General features: G+C 64.2%; 18 protein-coding genes. 11 read left to right on the forward strand and 7 right to left on the reverse strand.

The genetic code is table 11. The features are described 5' to 3' along the window. Nucleotides 1–31: 31 nt before the first annotated feature. Nucleotides 32–409: an ATP-dependent Clp protease adapter ClpS gene (gene clpS / locus AC1DUN_RS14580; protein WP_477714569.1), complete on the reverse strand. Its 378-nt coding sequence runs from the start codon at nt 407–409 to the stop codon at nt 32–34. 160 nt (nt 410–569) lie between these two features. Beyond that, nucleotides 570–1,823, reverse strand: coding sequence for an NADP-dependent isocitrate dehydrogenase (gene icd / locus AC1DUN_RS14585; protein ID WP_413330455.1), 1,254 nt, complete (start codon nt 1,821–1,823; stop codon nt 570–572). Nucleotides 1,824–2,028: 205 nt separating this feature from the next. Between icd and AC1DUN_RS14590 the strand changes: the two genes are divergently transcribed. Continuing rightward, complete coding sequence (locus AC1DUN_RS14590; protein WP_477714570.1) at nt 2,029–2,364, forward strand: cell envelope biogenesis protein TolA; 336 nt, start codon at nt 2,029–2,031, stop codon at nt 2,362–2,364. Between the two features lie 95 nt (nt 2,365–2,459). Further along, complete coding sequence (locus AC1DUN_RS14595) at nt 2,460–2,954, forward strand: DUF192 domain-containing protein (protein WP_477714571.1); 495 nt, start codon at nt 2,460–2,462, stop codon at nt 2,952–2,954. Nucleotides 2,955–3,032: 78 nt separating this feature from the next. Here the strand turns inward: AC1DUN_RS14595 and AC1DUN_RS14600 are convergent, their stop codons facing one another. Together AC1DUN_RS14600 and xseA are read right to left on the reverse strand one after the other, a co-directional pair. After that, the gene (locus tag AC1DUN_RS14600) at nt 3,033–3,614 is read right to left on the reverse strand and encodes a Fe-Mn family superoxide dismutase (RefSeq protein ID WP_007872493.1); all 582 of its coding nucleotides are present in this window, start codon (nt 3,612–3,614) and stop codon (nt 3,033–3,035) included. 81 nt (nt 3,615–3,695) lie between these two features. After that, a complete protein-coding gene (gene xseA, locus AC1DUN_RS14605) occupies nt 3,696–5,015 on the reverse strand; it encodes an exodeoxyribonuclease VII large subunit (RefSeq protein ID WP_477714572.1) in 1,320 nt (439 codons plus the stop codon). Nucleotides 5,016–5,359: 344 nt separating this feature from the next. On the opposite strand from xseA, the gene AC1DUN_RS14610 reads away from it, so the two are divergent. The 6 genes from AC1DUN_RS14610 to adk all read left to right on the forward strand — a co-directional run bounded on the left by AC1DUN_RS14610 (nt 5,360) and on the right by adk (nt 9,266). Beyond that, nucleotides 5,360–5,995, forward strand: coding sequence for a MotA/TolQ/ExbB proton channel family protein (locus AC1DUN_RS14610; RefSeq protein ID WP_477714573.1), 636 nt, complete (start codon nt 5,360–5,362; stop codon nt 5,993–5,995). Beyond that, nucleotides 5,992–6,420, forward strand: a complete 429-nt coding sequence (locus AC1DUN_RS14615) for an ExbD/TolR family protein (RefSeq protein WP_477714574.1) — start codon at nt 5,992–5,994, stop codon at nt 6,418–6,420. The genes AC1DUN_RS14610 and AC1DUN_RS14615 overlap by 4 nt, the downstream gene beginning before the upstream one ends. Before the next feature lie 87 nt (nt 6,421–6,507). Beyond that, entirely contained in the window at nt 6,508–7,500 is a 993-nt protein-coding gene (gene lpxK, locus AC1DUN_RS14620) for a tetraacyldisaccharide 4'-kinase (RefSeq protein ID WP_477714682.1), read from the forward strand. Next, on the forward strand, nt 7,481–7,663 hold the full coding sequence (locus AC1DUN_RS14625) for a Trm112 family protein (protein ID WP_007872480.1): 183 nt from the start codon (nt 7,481–7,483) through the stop codon (nt 7,661–7,663). Before lpxK ends, AC1DUN_RS14625 begins: the two co-directional genes overlap by 20 nt. Then, complete coding sequence (gene kdsB / locus AC1DUN_RS14630) at nt 7,660–8,418, forward strand: 3-deoxy-manno-octulosonate cytidylyltransferase (RefSeq protein WP_477714575.1); 759 nt, start codon at nt 7,660–7,662, stop codon at nt 8,416–8,418. Before AC1DUN_RS14625 ends, kdsB begins: the two co-directional genes overlap by 4 nt. 191 nt (nt 8,419–8,609) lie before the next feature. Further along, entirely contained in the window at nt 8,610–9,266 is a 657-nt protein-coding gene (gene adk, locus AC1DUN_RS14635) for an adenylate kinase (protein ID WP_413330465.1), read from the forward strand. A gap of 55 nt (nt 9,267–9,321) precedes the next feature. Here the strand turns inward: adk and AC1DUN_RS14640 are convergent, their stop codons facing one another. Both AC1DUN_RS14640 and AC1DUN_RS14645 read right to left on the reverse strand, forming a co-directional pair. Beyond that, nucleotides 9,322–10,998, reverse strand: a complete 1,677-nt coding sequence (locus AC1DUN_RS14640; protein WP_477714576.1) for a M14 family zinc carboxypeptidase — start codon at nt 10,996–10,998, stop codon at nt 9,322–9,324. 74 nt (nt 10,999–11,072) lie between these two features. Further along, entirely contained in the window at nt 11,073–12,017 is a 945-nt protein-coding gene (locus AC1DUN_RS14645) for an asparaginase (protein ID WP_477714577.1), read from the reverse strand. Between the two features lie 130 nt (nt 12,018–12,147). On the opposite strand from AC1DUN_RS14645, the gene lexA reads away from it, so the two are divergent. The 3 genes from lexA to AC1DUN_RS14660 all read left to right on the forward strand — a co-directional run bounded on the left by lexA (nt 12,148) and on the right by AC1DUN_RS14660 (nt 14,523). Beyond that, nucleotides 12,148–12,852 (forward strand): transcriptional repressor LexA, encoded by a 705-nt coding sequence (gene lexA, locus AC1DUN_RS14650; protein WP_007872461.1) that lies wholly within the window; start codon nt 12,148–12,150, stop codon nt 12,850–12,852. A gap of 133 nt (nt 12,853–12,985) precedes the next feature. Continuing rightward, on the forward strand, nt 12,986–13,348 hold the full coding sequence (locus AC1DUN_RS14655; protein WP_477714578.1) for a hypothetical protein: 363 nt from the start codon (nt 12,986–12,988) through the stop codon (nt 13,346–13,348). A gap of 167 nt (nt 13,349–13,515) precedes the next feature. Beyond that, entirely contained in the window at nt 13,516–14,523 is a 1,008-nt protein-coding gene (locus AC1DUN_RS14660; protein WP_477714579.1) for a D-2-hydroxyacid dehydrogenase family protein, read from the forward strand. Nucleotides 14,524–14,554: 31 nt separating this feature from the next. On the opposite strand, the gene AC1DUN_RS14665 is transcribed toward AC1DUN_RS14660, so the two are convergent. Further along, nucleotides 14,555–16,612, reverse strand: a complete 2,058-nt coding sequence (locus AC1DUN_RS14665; protein WP_477714580.1) for a hypothetical protein — start codon at nt 16,610–16,612, stop codon at nt 14,555–14,557. Nucleotides 16,613–16,619: the final 7 nt, after the last annotated feature.

The following is a 16,619-nucleotide window of genomic DNA, read 5'->3' on the forward strand; positions in this document are numbered from 1 at the left end:
CTGATAGTTCAAATATTGGCCGGATTCGCGATTATTCAATGGGCTCGCTGACGCACTGCAGCGGATGGCCGTTCTTGCGGGCGGCCTCGGTGACCTGGTCGACCTTGGTGGCGGCCACATCCTTGGAGAAGACCCCGCAGACGCCTTTGCCGTCCAGGTGGATCTTCAGCATGATCTGCGTGGCGGTTTCCCGGTCCTTGTTGAAAAACTCCTGGATCACCACCACCACGAACTCCATGGGGGTGTAGTCGTCGTTGAGCAGCACCACCTGGTACATCTGCGGCGGCTTGGTTTTTTGCGGCCGGCGCTCCAGCACGACCGAATCCCCTCCGGCGCCGTTGTCCGGCCTGACGGCGGGTACCTGGGGTTGCGCCGGGGTACTGGGGGATTTGGGAGACTTGGTTGCCATGGAATTCATTCTAGCCACCGATATAGCCCAGTGCGCCTGATAGGGAAATTGGTGGCGGGAACGCGACATTCAAGCGTGATTTTTTGCTTATTTCGCGGACATGAAAAAACCGCCTCGGGATTGCTCCCGGGCGGCTTCAAAATAGAGGGCTGGGCCCGCTTTACATGTGGTCGATCATGACCTGGCCAAAACCGGAGCAGCTGACCTGGGTCGCGCCTTCCATGAGGCGCGCGAAGTCATAGGTGACCTTCTTGGACTCGATGGATTTTTCCATCGAGCTGATGATCAGGTCGGCGGCCTGGGTCCAGCCCATGTGGCGCAGCATCATCTCGGCCGAGAGGATTTCGGAGCCTGGGTTGACGTAGTCCTTGCCGGCGTACTTGGGCGCCGTGCCGTGGGTGGCTTCAAACATCGCGACGGTGTCGCTCAGGTTGGCGCCGGGGGCGATGCCGATGCCGCCGACCTGGGCCGCCAGCGCGTCGGAGACGTAGTCGCCGTTCAGGTTCAGGGTGGCGATCACGCTGTATTCAGCGGGGCGCAGCAGGATCTGCTGGAGGAAGGCGTCGGCGATGCTGTCCTTGACTGTGATTTCCTTGCCGGTTTTCGGGTTCTTGAACTTCATCCATGGGCCGCCGTCGATTTCCACCGCGCCGAATTCCTTCTTGGCCAGGGCGTAAGCCCAGTCACGGAAGCCGCCTTCGGTGAATTTCATGATGTTGCCCTTGTGCACGATGGTCACGCTGGGCTTGTCGTTGTCGATGGCGTACTGGATGGCCTTGCGCACCAGGCGCTCGGTGCCTTCGCTGGAAACCGGCTTGATACCGATGCCGGAGGTGTTCGGGAAGCGGATCTTCTTGACGCCCATCTCGTCCTGCAGGAACTTGATGAGTTTTTTGGCCTTGTCGCTGCCGGATTCGAACTCGATGCCGGCGTAGATGTCTTCCGAGTTCTCACGAAAGATGACCATGTTGGTCTTCTGCGGCTCTTTGACCGGGGAAGGAACGCCCGCGAAGTACTGGATGGGGCGCAGGCAGACGTAGAGGTCGAGTTCCTGGCGCAGCGCGACGTTCAGGCTGCGGATGCCGCCGCCCACGGGCGTCGTCAGCGGGCCCTTGATCGAGACAACGTAGTCGCGCACGGCATGCAGGGTTTCCTCAGGCAGCCACACGTCGGGGCCGTAGACCTTGGTGGACTTTTCGCCGGCATAGACCTCCATCCAGTGGATCTTCTTCTTGCCGCCGTAAGCCTTGGCAACAGCAGCATCGACCACTTTCAACATGACCGGCGTGATGTCGGCGCCGGTGCCGTCGCCCTCGATGAACGGAATGACGGGTTCGTCAGGCACATTCAGGGAGTTGTCGGCGTTGACAGTGATTTTTTTGCCTTGGGAAGGCACTTTGATGTGCTGGTACATGTAGGAAAGTCTCCGGTAGGCGCTGTGGCGAGGATAGGTACGCCGTGTAGCAGGTTAGGTAAAAACCCCTAAATTCTAGCCGTAAATCCAGGGGGGAAAAGAATTTGGGGGCTTGTGTCAACGGCCGGTGAAGGGGCTCCGTTACGGAAGGGCCTCCGAGAAGTTCGGGGTATTTTTTCCAATAACGTTTTCAAGGAAATTCCAAATGAACAAAATCCTCGCTGCTCTGATCGCTGGCCTCTTCGCCGTTGGTGCCTATGCACAAGCTCCCGCTGCCAAGCCTGCAGCTGCTCCCGCACCTGCCGCTGCAGCCGCTCCCGCAGCAGCACCTGCCGCCGCCGCTGCTCCCGCAGCCGCTGCCAAGCCAGCCAAGATGACCAAGGAAGAAAAAGCTGCCGCCAAGGCCGCCAAGAAAGAAAAAGCCGCTGCTGAAAAGAAGGCAAAGGCTGAAGCCGCTGCCGCCAAGAAAGCCGAAGCAGCTGCCGCCAAGAAGGCAAAGGCTGAAGCCGCTGCCGCCAAGAAAGCTGAAGCCAAGAAGTAAATTCCTGGTGACTTCGGTCAAAATGCCCGCCGCGTGCGGGCATTTTTTATGCGCGTCGTTTATGCTGGCAGGTCAACTTCATGCGTGGTGATTCTATGTTTTCAACCCCTGGCGCCTTCTCTTTGGGCAAGGCATTTCGGGCCCTGGCCGGCGCTTTTGCCCTGGCCGCCCTGCTCTCCCCTCTGTGCGCCTGGTCCCAGGACGGCCCGCAGATGAACCTGCAGCGCGTCAAGCTGTCGGCCGGCATGCACCTGATTGATGCACAGGTGGCCCTCACGCCCGAACAGCGGCAAATTGGCCTGATGTTCCGCAAGGAGATGCCGCAGCAGGAAGGCATGATCTTCGTGTTCGAGCAACCCAGCCAGCAGTGCTTCTGGATGAAAAACACCGTGCTGCCCCTGACGGCGGCCTTTGTGGCCGATGACGGCACCATCGTGAACCTGGCCGACATGAAGCCGCAGACCACGGATGCCCACTGCTCGGCCCAGCCGGTGCGCTATGTGCTGGAAATGAACAAGGGCTGGTTCGCCAAAAAAGGCATCAAGGCCGGCAGCAAGCTGGGCGGTCCCTTTTTTGAGGCCAGGCGCTGATTTTTCCGTTCGCCCAAAACAAAAAAGCCGGCTTCCAGCCGGCTTTTTTTTGCGGGCGCTGGATGCGCCGCCCCCCAATCAGGCGAAGTTGGCTTCCGCGAAGCTCCAGTTGACCAGGTTGGACAGGAAGGTTTCCACGAATTTGGGGCGCAGGTTGCGGTAGTCGATGTAGTAGGCGTGTTCCCAGACGTCCACCGTCAGCAGGGCCTTGTCCGCGGTGGTCAGCGGGGTGCCGGCCGGGCCGGTGTTGACGATATCCACGGTGCCGTCGGCTTTCTTGACCAGCCAGGTCCAGCCGGAACCGAAATTGCCCACGGCGGATTTCACGAAGGCTTCCTTGAAAGCGGCGTAAGAGCCGAACTTGGCGTTGATGGCCGCGGCCAGCGCGCCGCCGGGTTCACCGCCGCCGGCGGGCTTCATGCAGCTCCAGAAAAAGGTGTGGTTCCAGATCTGGGCCGCGTTGTTGTAGACGCCGCCGCTGGATTTCTTGACGATCTCTTCGAGCGTCATGGACTCGAATTCGGTGCCTTTTTGCAGGTTGTTGAGGTTCACCACATAGGCGTTGTGGTGTTTGCCATGGTGGTACTCAAAGGCTTCCTGGCTGTAATGCGGCGCCAATGCGTCGATCGGGTAAGGGAGTGGTGGGAGCTTGTGTTCCATGATTTTCCTCGTGGTGATGAATAAACTGTTGTTGAACGATTGTGAACGCTGTTGCGAACACTGTCCGGGCCATTGTAAAAACTAAATCAGCCGGCGTGCCGTGACGGTCAAATCGACCTCGCCGCCGGCAAGGGTAGCGCGCACGGGCTGGCCTGCATGCGTATTCTCCGGGCTGGTGATCGGTTGCCCCTGCAGGTCGGCCAGCCAGGCGTAGCCTCGCTTGAGGACCAGCTTGGGGTCCAGCAACTCGAGCCGCAGCTGCGCGCGCTCCAGGCGCTGGCGGCCGCGCAGCAGGCTCCCCTGCACCTCGCGCGGAAAGTCGCTCGCCAGGGACTGCAGCCTGAGCCGCTCATGCTGCAGGACCGAGCGCATGGCATGGTTCAGGCCCTGCCCCAGGCCGGCCAGCCGCGCATGCTGGCGCGTCACCAGGTGGGAAGGCCGGCTGACCCGGGACGCGGCCCAGTCCAGCCGCTGGTTGTGCGACTGCAGCTGCCGGTCCACGCCATTTTGCAGGCGCGAGCCGGCCAGGGTCAGCGCGCTGAGCCAGGTGCTTTGCGGCTGCGCGCACAGCTCGGCCGCGGCAGTGGGCGTCGGTGCCCGCACATCGGCGCAAAAATCGGCAATCGTGAAATCAGTTTCATGGCCCACGCCGCTGATGACCGGCACCGGCGAAGCCACGATGGCCCGCGCGAGTTGTTCGTCGTTGAAGGCCCACAGGTCTTCCATCGCGCCGCCGCCGCGCACCAGCAGCAGCACGTCCACCCGGTCCTGGCCGCGCCGCTGGTAGGCCTTGTGCAAGGCCTCGCGCAATTCGCCTGCAGCCTGCCCGCCCTGCACGCTGGCCGGGTAGATCACCACGGGAATGTGCGGCACGCGCCGCTGCAGCGCGGTCGCCACGTCGTGCAGGGCCGCGGCGCCCAGCGAGGTGACCAGGCCTATCGCGCGCGGCAGCAGGGGCAAGGGGCGTTTGCGGCCCGGGTCAAAAAGGCCCTCGGCCTCCAGTTTGGCCTTGAGCTGCAGGAATTGCTCGAACAGGTTGCCCTGCCCGGCCTGCCGCATGGATTCCACCACCAGCTGCAGTTCACCGCGCGGCTCGTACACGCCCAGGCGGCCTCGCAGCTCCACCAGCTGGCCGTCGCGCGGGGCGAAATCGAGCAAGCCGGCCGCGCGGCGAAACATGGCGCAGCGGATCTGGCCTTGTTCATCCTTGAGGGAAAAGTAGCAGTGCCCGCTGGCGGCGCGCGAAAAGCCGCTGATTTCGCCCTGCACGGCGACCGGGTTGAAGCGCGCTTCCAGGCTGTCGGCGATCGCACGCAGCAAGGAGCCCACGGGCCAGATACGCACACCGGCCTCGCGTCCCGCCGGAAAAGGCCTCTCGGAACGCGCGGCCGGCTCAAACATGGCTAAACCCCTTGATTTGCCGGGGGTAGTACTCCACAGAGCGCCGTCCTGCGTGGGTGCAAGACCCCGTTTCCTGCGGACGACGCGATAAATTCGTGTAACTCATTGATTTTGAATAACTTAATTCTGCTCAAATTTTCATCGTTCTGTCATATCCGCGATTTGGCGCGGCTTGGCGGGCGCATCGCCCTTACTTGCTCACAAAGTTATCCACAAGTTCTGTGGGCTATGTCCGACAAAAACAGCATCTTGAAAACATTCATGGGCGATGTGCCGTGGGTCATGCGGCACTGCAGTATCTGTAAGCCATAATCCACCACAAATTATCTGCTTGGAGATGTGCATTGTTTTCGATCATACAAGCCGCAGGCTGGCCGATCTGGCCCTTGGTTGCCTGTTCCGTCTTGGCTCTTGCCCTGGTTATCGAGCGTTTCACCAGCCTCAAAATCCGTAAGGTCGCCCCTCCCAAACTGCTTGACGAAGCCATCACCGTTTCCCGCGCTTCCATCCCTTCGCCCGACGTCGTGGCGCAGCTCGAACAGAACTCGGTGCTCGGCGAAGTGCTGGCCAGCGGCTTTCGCGCGCTGAACACCAACCCGCGCGTCAGCGAGGACGACCTGCGCTCCATCCTGGAAGGCGCCGGGCGCCAGGCGGCGCACAAGCTGGAGCGCTACCTGGCGGCACTGGCCACCATCGCCTCCGCCGCCCCGCTGCTGGGCCTGCTGGGCACGGTCATCGGCATGATTGAAATCTTCGGCTCCCAGGGCGGCGGCGGTGTCAGTGGTGCCGGCGGCGGCAACCCGGCGCAGCTCGCGCAGGGTATTTCGATCGCCCTCTACAACACGGCTTTCGGCCTGATGGTGGCGATTCCGGCGCTGATCTTCTGGCGCTACTTCCGGGCCCGCGTGGATGGCTACCTGCTGACCATGGAACTGGCCGCCGAACGCTTCGTGCGCCACCTCAACACCCTGCGCAAATGAACTTCCGCCCGCATCCCCATGACGAGCCGGAGATCAACCTGATCCCCTTCATCGACGTGCTGCTCGTGGTGCTGATCTTCCTGATGCTGTCCACCACCTACAGCAAGTTCACCGAGCTGCAGGTCAAGCTGCCGGTGGCCGACGCCGAGCAGCAGCGCGACTATCCCAAGGAAGTCATCGTCGCCGTGAGCAGCGACGGCCGCTACATGGTCAACAAGACCCTGGTCGAAGGCCGGGGCCTAGAGGCGCTGGGCGCCGCGCTGACCGAGGCGGCCAAGGCCGGCAAGGAAAGCGTCATCATCATCAGCGCCGATGCCAGCGCCACGCACCAGGCGGTCATCACCGTCATGGAGGCGGCGCGCCGCCAGGGCCTGACGCAAATCACCTTTGCCACCCAGAGCGCCGCGATGGCCGGGGCGAAATAAGCCCCGGCTTTTCCGGCCCCGACAGCCGCCCTTCCCCGCGAAACGGCCGTGAAACAACTTCTGCAAAACGCCTGGCTCAGCCGTGGAATGCTGGCATGCCTGCTCTGGCCGCTGGCGCAGTGCTACGGCCTGCTGGTGCGCCTGCGCCGTGCGCTGTACCGCCGCGGCATCCTGCGCTCCGAGCGCTTCAGGGTTCCCGTCGTGGTGGTCGGCAATGTGATTGCCGGCGGCGCGGGCAAAACCCCGCTGGTGATTGCCCTGGTCAGGCACTTGCAGGCGCAGCGGGTGGCGGTGGGTGTGATTTCGCGCGGCTATGGGCGCACAGCTTCCGATTGCATGGAAGTCACGCCCGCCGCGTCGCCCGCGCAAACCGGCGACGAGCCGGCCCTGATCCATCGGCTCACCGGCGCGCCGGTTTTTGTCGCCAGGCAACGCACGCAAGCCCTGCGGGCCTTGCTTGCCGCCCACCCCGAAACCGCCGTGGTGATCTGCGATGACGGCCTGCAGCATTACGCCCTGCAGCGCGACATCGAGATCGCCGCTTTTGACGACCGCGGCACGGGCAATGGCTGGCTGCTGCCGGCCGGTCCGCTGCGCGAACCCTGGCCCGAGCGCAAGCGGCAAGGCCTGGACCTGGTGCTGCACACCGGACAGCGCCCCGCCTTCGACGGCTTCCAATCCAGCCGGCGGCTGGCCAGCGACGCCTGGTCGGCTGGCGGGGGGCAGGTGGCGCTGGACGGCTTGCGCGGCCGGCCGGTCACCGCGTTGGCGGGCATCGCCAACCCGCAGGCATTTTTCGGGATGCTGGCAGACGCCGGCTTGACGCTGGAGGCAAGCATCACGCTGCCCGACCACCATGTCTTCAGCGAAGCCGACCTGGCCGGCCTGCAGGGGCGCACGGTGCTGTGCACCGAAAAAGACGCCATCAAGCTGTTTGCCCTGCCCGCTGCCGCCGGGCTTGACCTGCTGGCCGTGCCGCTGGTGTTTTCGCCTGAACCAGCCTTCTTCGCCGCCTTTGACGCGCTGCTGGCACCCCGGCTTTCTCCATTACCATCGAAGCATGGACACCAAATTGCTTGAACTGCTGGTCTGCCCCGTGACCAAAGGCCCGCTCGACTATGACCGGGAAAAACAGGAGCTTGTCTCCCGCAGTGCCCGGCTGGCTTATCCCGTGCGCGACGGCCTGCCGGTGCTGCTCGAGAATGAAGCGCGCACCCTGACAGACGAAGAGCTGGGCCTGTGAGCTTCACCGTCCTGATTCCGGCCCGGCTGGCCTCCACCCGCCTGCCCAACAAGCCTCTGGCCGACATAGGCGGAGCCCCCATGGTTGTGCGCGTGGCCCAGCGTGCCATGCAAAGCGCGGCCTTGCGCACCGTGGTGGCGACCGACAGCGACGAGATCGTTGAAAAATGCGCGGCCTTCGGTGTCACGGCCGTGCTGACACGCGCCGACCACCCCAGCGGCAGCGACCGGCTGGCCGAAGCCTGCGGCGTGCTGGGCCTGGCGGACGGGGACATCGTGGTCAACGTTCAGGGGGACGAGCCGCTGATAGACCCGGCGCTGATCAACGCCGTGGCGCGCCTGCTGGGCGAGCGGCCCGACTGTGCCATGAGCACCGCCGCGCACTCCATTGACCAACTGACGGACCTGCAGAACCCCAACGTGGTCAAGGTGGTGCTGGACGCCCGCCACACCGCGCTTTACTTCAGCCGCTCACCCATCCCCGCTGGCCGCGACTTCGCCGGCAAAGCCTGGTGGGAAGCCGGCAGCAAGCTGCCCAAGCCGCTGCGCCACGTCGGCATTTACGGTTACCGCGTGGGCTTTCTGCGCGAGTTTCCCCGCCTTCCCCAGGCGCCGCTGGAGCAGCTGGAGCAGCTGGAGCAGCTGCGCGCCCTGTGGCACGGCCACCGTATCGCGGTGCACATCACCGACGACGCGCCGGGCCCGGGCGTGGACACGGCCGAAGACCTGGACCGCGCCCGCAAGCTGTTTTCCTGAGCCCGCGCCCTGCCGGCAAAGCCCCGCCCTGTAAGTTGCTGTCAGGGGTGCGTGCTATCCTTGGGAAAAACGCAAGTGGAAGGCCTGCAGGACGTGCTGGCAGCCCTTCACACCTGCCAAGCCACCCCAGCGGGTGACCGGCGCGCCGGCCTGGGGCTGACTTCACGAATTCATAAAATCCGAGGACATCCATGAGACTGATATTGTTGGGCGCGCCTGGCGCGGGCAAGGGGACGCAAGCGACCTTCATTTGCCAGAAGTACGGCATCCCCCAGATTTCCACCGGCGACATGCTGCGCGCGGCCGTCAAGGCCGGCACGCCCCTGGGCATCGAAGCCAAAAAAATCATGGATGCCGGTGCGCTGGTCAGCGACGACCTGATCATCAACCTGGTCAAGGAACGCATCGCCCAGGCCGATTGCGCCAAGGGCTTTTTGTTCGATGGTTTTCCGCGCACCATCCCGCAGGCCGACGCGATGAAGTCGGCCGGCGTGAGGCTCGACTACGTGCTGGAGATCGACGTGCCCTTCGAGGCCATCATCGAGCGCATGAGCGGACGCCGCTCGCATCCCGCCTCGGGCCGCACCTACCACGTCAAGTTCAACCCGCCCAAGGTCGAGGGCAAGGACGACGTGACCGGCGAACCGCTGATCCAGCGCGAAGACGACAAGGAAGAAACCGTGCGCAAGCGGCTGGAGGTCTACAGCGCCCAGACCCGCCCGCTGGTGGACTACTACTCGAGCTGGGCCAAGGTCGCGCCCGATGCGGCGCCCAAATACCGCGCCATCAGCGGCATGGGCACGGTCGACCAGATCACGGCGCGGGCTTTCGAGGCCCTGTCCGCTTAAGCAGCTTGCGGACCCACAAAAAAGCCGTCCTTGCGACGGCTTTTTTCATGGCGCTTTAAAAAATCGACAGCACCGGGTAGCGCCGCCATTGCGGCTCGGCATAACGCGCGCAGTTCTCGAAAATAAAGCCCAGCACCTGCTTGGGGTCGGACAGCAGCTGCGGGTTGGCGGCCTTCCACTGCTCGAAGCGCGCGCGCAGTTCGGGCTCATCCTTGAGCAGCTGCAGCGCCATGTCTTCGAAAACATAGTCCGAGAAGTGCTCCTTCTTTTCGAGGATGCTGTTGAAAAATCCCCAGCGGAAAAAGCTGTCATGCGCCTGCGGCTCCAGGGTTTCGACGGCATAACGCGCCTTGTCCTGGTCCAGCGGCAGCCACCAGTCGCCGGCCTGCAATTCCACGGCCTGCTGGCTGGTTTCCAGCGTGATCTCATCATGGAACATATGGCCCTCATAGGCGCCCGGCCGGCTTTGCACGGCCTGAATGCGGCTGACCTGGGCCTGCACCGTGCGGGCGGCGGCGATACGCTCCATGCGCACGCCGTTCCAGCCCAGGCGCTCGACCACCGCGCGCCAGGCCTGCGGAATCACGTAGGCCCGCGGCGCGCGCACCACGGCCTCCTCGGCAAAGTGGGTGAAGTAATCGATCTCGCGCTCCCAGGGCTGGTCCTTGTCGTAGGCCAGGCGCTGGTAGTTGCCCAGCAGGCTGGGCGAGTGCACCGCGGCATAGCCTTTGAAGCGCAGGCGAGAGCGGCGGGTTTCATCGAGCTTCCAGCGCACAGGCCAGTGGGTCTTGCTGCCGGACGCCTGCCGGGCTTGCCGCCGCAGCGCCTGGATTTGCGGCGCGTTGGCCACCGTGAACGCCAAGGTCACGTCCAGCAGCGCCCGCATGGACTCATAGCGGTCCCTGAACGGCTTGAGCATATGGGTCTCCGGCATAAAACCGATGGTGTGGTTCAGCGCCGCGTAGCCGGTCGAAAAGCGCGGCACCTCGAGAAAATCGGCAATCCCCTGGTCCGGGCTCACCTGCACCGGGTTCACATAGGGGCAGGTCGGCCAGCCGCGCTCTTCCATGCCGCGGTAAATCACCGGCAGCATGCGGTCCCGCAGGAAAGCGCCCAGGCCGCCGCCCAGCTTGTCGGCCTGGGTATGGATCAGCGTCATGGTGTAGCTGTAGTCCGCGCCGTTGGAGGTGTGCGTGTCGACCATCACGTCCGGGTCCCAGGCCGTGAAGAAGCGGTTGAACAGCTGCGCGTTGAGGCTGTCGCACTTGATGAAGTCACGGTTCAGGTCCAGGTGCAGGCTGTTGCCGCGAAAGCCGAAGGACTCGGGCCCGTCCTGGTTGACCCGGCTGGCATCGCCGCGGTTGCAGCTGCCGTCGACGTTGTAGACCGGGATGAAGAGGTAGACCGCGCTGCCCAGCGCGGCCAGGCGTTCGGGCTCCAGGCACAGGTCGCGCACCAGCGCCATGCAGGCGTCTATGCCTTCGGGCTCGCCGGGGTGTATGCCATTGTTGTTGAAGAAGACGGCACGCCCCGCCTGCCGGATCTTCTCGCGGTCAAACACGCCGTCGGCGCTGACGATGCCGGCGTGGATGGGCACGCCGGCATCGGAAGTGCCAATCTGCGAGAACTGCAACACGGTCGGGCAGCGCCGGGCCAGCGCCTCATAAAACCGGATGCAGGCCTCCCAGGTGGTGGTCTGGTTCTGGTTGCCGAGTTCGTACGGGGTTTGCATGGGGTGTCCGCGAGGTCAAAAAAAGGAATGGAAGTTCGGGGCCGGCGCGCCTGCGCTGCCGGTCCCGGAGAGATTCAGGCCAGCAACTGCAGGATCAGGCTTACGCGGGCCTTGACCGGGCTCAGGCCGTCCGAATCCGGAATCGCGTCGGCCGGGGTCGGCAGCACCCGCCCTGCGGCGCAGCGGCTGGCGCGAATCACCTTGACGCCGTCGGCCTGGGCCTTGAGCAAGGCGGCCTGCAGCTCATGGTGCAGGCTGCCGTTGCCGGTTCCCGCCACCACCAGGCCTTGCACGCCCTGCGCCTGCAAAGCCTGCACGATGGCGCCACCGGCGCCGGCATGGTTCATGATGATTTCAACACGGGGCACGGCGCCGCCCAGGCCGGCAATGCTTTTGGCGGCGGCTTGCGCGCGCGCTGCCTGGGCTTGCGGCCAGTTGCGCAGCAGCCTCAATTGGCCCTCTTCCACATAGCCTATCGGGCCGGCATCGCCCGAACTGAAGGGATCAAGCCTATAGGTATGCACCTTCTGCACATCCGCCGCGCCGTGGATCACCCCGGCGCACACCGCAACCACACCCTGCGCGCCCGCATGGCGCGCCACGACCACGGCGTCGAGCAGGTTTTGCGGCCCATCGGGCACCAGCGCCGTGGCCGGGCGCATCGCGCAGGTCAACACCACGGGCTTGGCCGGCGCCAGCAGCGCCTGCAGGAAAAAAGCGGTCTCTTCGAGCGTATCGGTGCCGTGCGTGATGACGATGCCCTGGACATCGGGCTGCACCAGGTAATGGCTGACGCGCGCGGCCAGCTTGGCCCACACAGCGAAGGTCATGTCCTTGCTGTCAACCTGCGCCACCTGCTCGGTGAGCACTGAACCGGCCTGCGCCAGGGCCGGGATCGCGGCCAGCAGTTCTTCAACGCCCACCTGGGCGGCGGTGTAGCCGATGTTGTCCGACACGCTGGCGGCCCGGCCGGCAATCGTGCCACCGGTGCCCAGAATCACAATATTTTGAGGATGCATGGAAAGTGATCTTGCAATCTTTTAAAAACTGGATGAAAATACAGGTACTGGATATTAAAACAGGTCGATACAGCTAAACGGGTTACAGCCCCTGCATCTTGACCTGACCGAAGAACCAAGGAGTCCCGCCATGAGCATCCTCGCCGATTTCCCGCATTTTCCCTCCGAAGGTCCCAAGCTCACGGCGCGCCAGCAACAAATCCTGGAACTGATCCAGAGCGCCATCGCACGCACCGGCGCACCGCCCACCCGCGCCGAAATCGCCAACGAACTGGGTTTCAAGTCCGCCAATGCCGCCGAAGAACACCTGCAGGCATTGGCCCGCAAAGGCGTCATTGAACTCGTCAGCGGCACCTCCCGCGGCATACGCCTGCGCGGCGACACCCTGCGCTCCATCAACGAATCGCGCACCAAACAGTTTTCCCTGCCGTTGCAAAGCCTGGCCCAACTCGCCCTACCTCTGGTAGGGCGGGTTGCTGCTGGCAGCCCGATTCTCGCGCAGGAACATATCGAGCAAACCTATTATTTTGAAAGCGGCCTGTTCCAGCGCCAGCCCGATTACCTGCTCAAGGTTCGCGGCATGAGCATGCGCGACGTCGGCATCATGGACGGCGACCTGCTGGCCGTCAAACAAGCCAAGGAAGCCAAGAACGGCCAGATCGTCGTGGCCCGCCTCGGTGATGAAGTCACCGTCAAGCGCTTTCGCCGCAACAAGAACCTGATCGAGCTCTTGCCCGAAAACCCCGACTTCAAGACCATCGTGGTCGAGCCCGGTGAACCGTTTGAACTCGAAGGCCTGGCCGTCGGTTTGATACGCAACACCATGCTGATGTAAGCCATCCAGTCCGGCCATGCACCAGGTGGCGGGCGTTTGGCTTTCTGGCCAACACCCTGGTGCGGCGGCCCTGCCGGCCTGTCGCCGGTCCGAAATCCTGCCTGTGTAAACCTCTCTCATACAGGAGTTCATCATGGGAATCGTCAGTTTTTCACATTCACCCCTTCTGTCCATCCTGCTGGCCCCCGCGCAGGCGCTGGCAGCCTGGTTTGTGCCCGCAACCAGGTCCGGCCGGTATGGCGCCTCTGCACGTGCCCAGCGCGCAAACGGCCAGCTGGCATTGCCGTTTTCTTCGGGTGCCGCCACGGCCCTGCGCGAAACCACCCCCGGCAAGGCCATGCCTAAACGCCCTGCGCCCAGCCGCCTGCGCGTCGTGCGCGAATTCGACGCCAATGTCGGCCCGGCCTGCGCCGGCCGCATGGTCATCTCGGGCCGCATGGCCGACGTCTGCGCGGAGCTTGAGCGCATGGCCCAGCGCGAAGCCGCGCTGCAGTAAACAGCAAGCCCGGCCCACACTCGCCCCCTGCGGCAAAGGCCCATGAGCCTGCGCGGCGCGCGGCCGCCAGACTGAAATACCGCAACAGGTTTCCTGGCGATACAAAATGAGTACGTTCGGGTAGCCCTTCCCGCAAGCAAGAAAAATCTTGCAGGCACAATATCGGCATGAATATTGTGATCCTCGACGACTACCAGGACGCAGTGCGAAAACTGAACTGCGCTGCCAAATTGGAGGCCTACCCCGCCAAGGTCTATACCAACACTGTCAAAGGCATAGGCCAGCTGTCTGTCCGGCTCAAGGATGCCGACGTCATCGTCCTCATCCGGGAACGGACCCAGCTCAGCCGGCAGGTCATTGAAAAACTGCCCAAACTCAAGCTGATCGTGCAGACCGGCCGCGTCGGAGGCCATATCGACGTCGCGGCCTGCACCGAGCGCGGCATCGCGGTGGCCGAAGGCACCGGTTCACCCACGGCACCGGCCGAGCTGACCTGGGCTCTGGTCATGGCGGCCATGCGCCGCATCCCGCACTACGTGGCCCACCTCAAGCATGGCGCCTGGCAACAGGCCGGCCTCAAGTCGGCCTCCATGCCGCCGAATTTCGGCATAGGCTCCGTCCTCAAGGGCAAGACCCTGGGCGTGTGGAGCTACGGAAAGATCGGGCAAATCGTCGCCGGCTACGGCCGGGCTTTCGGCATGCGGGTCATCATCTGGGGCCGCGAGGCCTCGCGCGAACGGGCCCAGGCCGACGGCTACGAAGTCGCCGGCAGCAAAGCCGAGTTTTTTGAGCAAAGCGATGTGCTGAGCCTGCACCTGCGCCTGCACGATGAAACCCGCGGCATCGTCACGCTGGAAGACCTGTCGCGCATGAAGACCACCTCCGTGCTGGTCAACACCTCGCGCGCCGAGCTGATAGAGCCCGAGGCGCTGATTGCCTCGCTCAACCGCGGCCGCCCCGGCCTGGCGGCCATCGACGTGTTTGAATCCGAGCCCATCCTGCAGGGCCACGCCCTGCTTCGCCTCGAAAACTGCATCTGCACGCCGCACATCGGCTATGTGGAGCAAGACAGCTATGAGATGTACTTCGGCGCGGCTTTCGACAACGTCGTCAATTTCATCAAGGGCACGCCCACCAACATCGTCAATCCCGGCGCCCTGCAAGTGCGGCGCTGAGGCGGTGTATTTCCACTGAGGCGGGGCCGAACTAGGCTTTGGGGCCCGGCCTGGAGGGCGGCGCGTCGAGGTCGAACTCGATGAGGTTGCTGAAATCGCCGGCTTCGGGCGCCATATCCACCATGGCGATGGCAGGCAACGGCGCAAGGACGTCGCCGGCCTCCTCCTGACTCAGGTCGATGTCCAGCCCCAGCCTCGATGAAACGGGCGGCCGCGTCAGGTCCAGGCTTGGCGCAATTTCCGTGGAAAAAGCGCCAGCCCCGGCGACCGGAAGCGCAACCGGAAGCGGCGGCGGCGCCTCCTGCAAGCGGGCGGACAGCGGCAGGATGTTGGTCGGGCCAAAGCTGCTCGCCTGCGGCAGGGCGGCAGTCAGGCTGGGCATCCCGGGTACCGGTGCACCGGCGCCGCCCTCCCCGGACTCGGCGGGCCGGGTAACAATCTTCTTGGCGATGGAGTGAAGCAGCAGCAGCTCACGGTAGGCTGCAAGGCTGAACACCTCGCTGCGCGAATCCGGTTTGCGAAAGATCGACTCTTCCAGCACATCCAGCACCTTGGGTGTGGGCCACAGCGACTCGATGCGCGAGAGGGCCGCCACGTAATACTCCAGGCCGTGCGTGTCCATCGCATAGTCGTCGAAGGCGGGCACCTGGGCATTGAACATGCGGTGGAAGTCCTTGCGCAGCGCGTCGTAGTCGTCCTTGCGGCCCAGGCTGTGGTAGAGGTCGAACAGGTCCAGATAGACCAGCGCGCTGGTTTCCACGTTGTCCATGATGTGCAGGCGCAGCACATCCACCGCCTTGTCGGGATGGCCCAGCGAGACGAAAAAATCGGCCTGCTGCTGGACATCAAACAGCTCTTCGGCATTGACGATGCGGGGCATGCCGCTCAGGCCGCCCAGGCTGGGCAGGAATTCGGGACGGTCCACCGGCGCAGCCGGCCTGGCTGCGGGCAGCTTGCGCGTGCTTTCAAATTGAAGCGCGTCCAGATCCAGGTCCACCGCCGGCATAGGCGCAGGCGCAAGGCCGGCAGACCGGGAAGCCGGCCCCGTCTCATCCGCAAAACCGCTGGGCTTGCCCTGGCCGGCTTCCTTGTCCCACCAATGACTCATGCGCAACGCGTGCTGGCGATCGCGCCTCCAGAAAAAGCCGGCCGCCAGCAACGCGAGCAGCAGAACGGCGCCCAGGGCATACACCAGCCAGTTGCTGTAGCGCTCCTGGCGCGCCTGCTCCAGCTGGCCGCGCAGGTCCGTCACGGCCAATTCCGTTTTGCGGCTTTGCGCCAGCATCGCGGCCACGTCGGATTCCAGGGACTTGAGCCGCTGGCTGTCACGCGCCATGTCTTGCGGCTGGGCGTTAAGCGCCTGCCACAGCGCGGCCGCGGAGGCCCGTTGCTGGGCATCGGCGGAAGGCAGGGTCAGCAACTCGGGCGATGCGCGAAGCACGGGGTCGCGTTCAGCGGCCAGGTCGATGGGGGCTAGTTGCAGGCGTGGCCCCGGTTTGCGCACCGGCGCTGGGGGTGGCGCCTGTTTTGGTGTCTGTCTGCCAGCCGTGCGGGCCGGTGGCATGGCCAAAGAAGAGGCCATCGCGGTGCTGGTGCGGGTTTGCGGCTTGGCCTTCGATGTCCCGGCTTGGGATGGTGCCGCCGTACCCGCCGCCGCAACAGCCGGCGCTTGCGCAAGGGTCGAGGGTACCGGCACGCTGTTGTCGCCCAGCATCTCGGCCAGCAACACGTATTTGCGCGAATTTTTCTGCAGGCAGCCTTCGCGCGCATACAGCGTCACGACCGGCTCATCGAGAACGACAGTCGTGCGTATGCGGACCAGGACTTCGCCGACACCGGCGCCCGGCGAGATCGAGGCGCGTACCTTGTCGGGGGAAATCTGGCTGTCGCCGAAAAACACCTCGGCGGAGAGGCAGACGGAGGATGGGTTTTCGGTGCCGTCCAGTTGCGCGCTCAGCGTGACGTCGAGCGGGCCGCCCACAATGGCCGCACCGCGCACGCGACCCAGGGATGCGGCCAGCGTGCTGGCGGCAAGCACCATCAACAAAGCGCCAAGCAGGCATTTCAGAGACTTCTCGGCGGATTTCATGGGGTGG

The sequence above is a fragment of the Polaromonas sp. P4_F6 genome, assembly GCF_056401275.1.

Coding starts and splice junctions, on each gene's coding strand:
- clpS (WP_477714569.1), bottom strand. CDS start 409: ATGGCAACCAAGTCTCCCAAATCCCCCAGTACCCCGGCGCAACCCCAG.
- icd (WP_413330455.1), bottom strand. CDS start 1,823: ATGTACCAGCACATCAAAGTGCCTTCCCAAGGCAAAAAAATCACTGTC.
- AC1DUN_RS14590 (WP_477714570.1), top strand. CDS start 2,029: ATGAACAAAATCCTCGCTGCTCTGATCGCTGGCCTCTTCGCCGTTGGT.
- AC1DUN_RS14595 (WP_477714571.1), top strand. CDS start 2,460: ATGTTTTCAACCCCTGGCGCCTTCTCTTTGGGCAAGGCATTTCGGGCC.
- AC1DUN_RS14600 (WP_007872493.1), bottom strand. CDS start 3,614: ATGGAACACAAGCTCCCACCACTCCCTTACCCGATCGACGCATTGGCG.
- xseA (WP_477714572.1), bottom strand. CDS start 5,015: ATGTTTGAGCCGGCCGCGCGTTCCGAGAGGCCTTTTCCGGCGGGACGC.
- AC1DUN_RS14615 (WP_477714574.1), top strand. CDS start 5,992: ATGAACTTCCGCCCGCATCCCCATGACGAGCCGGAGATCAACCTGATC.
- lpxK (WP_477714682.1), top strand. CDS start 6,508: ATGCTGGCATGCCTGCTCTGGCCGCTGGCGCAGTGCTACGGCCTGCTG.
- AC1DUN_RS14625 (WP_007872480.1), top strand. CDS start 7,481: ATGGACACCAAATTGCTTGAACTGCTGGTCTGCCCCGTGACCAAAGGC.
- adk (WP_413330465.1), top strand. CDS start 8,610: ATGAGACTGATATTGTTGGGCGCGCCTGGCGCGGGCAAGGGGACGCAA.
- AC1DUN_RS14640 (WP_477714576.1), bottom strand. CDS start 10,998: ATGCAAACCCCGTACGAACTCGGCAACCAGAACCAGACCACCACCTGG.
- AC1DUN_RS14645 (WP_477714577.1), bottom strand. CDS start 12,017: ATGCATCCTCAAAATATTGTGATTCTGGGCACCGGTGGCACGATTGCC.
- lexA (WP_007872461.1), top strand. CDS start 12,148: ATGAGCATCCTCGCCGATTTCCCGCATTTTCCCTCCGAAGGTCCCAAG.
- AC1DUN_RS14655 (WP_477714578.1), top strand. CDS start 12,986: ATGGGAATCGTCAGTTTTTCACATTCACCCCTTCTGTCCATCCTGCTG.
- AC1DUN_RS14660 (WP_477714579.1), top strand. CDS start 13,516: ATGAATATTGTGATCCTCGACGACTACCAGGACGCAGTGCGAAAACTG.
- AC1DUN_RS14665 (WP_477714580.1), bottom strand. CDS start 16,612: ATGAAATCCGCCGAGAAGTCTCTGAAATGCCTGCTTGGCGCTTTGTTG.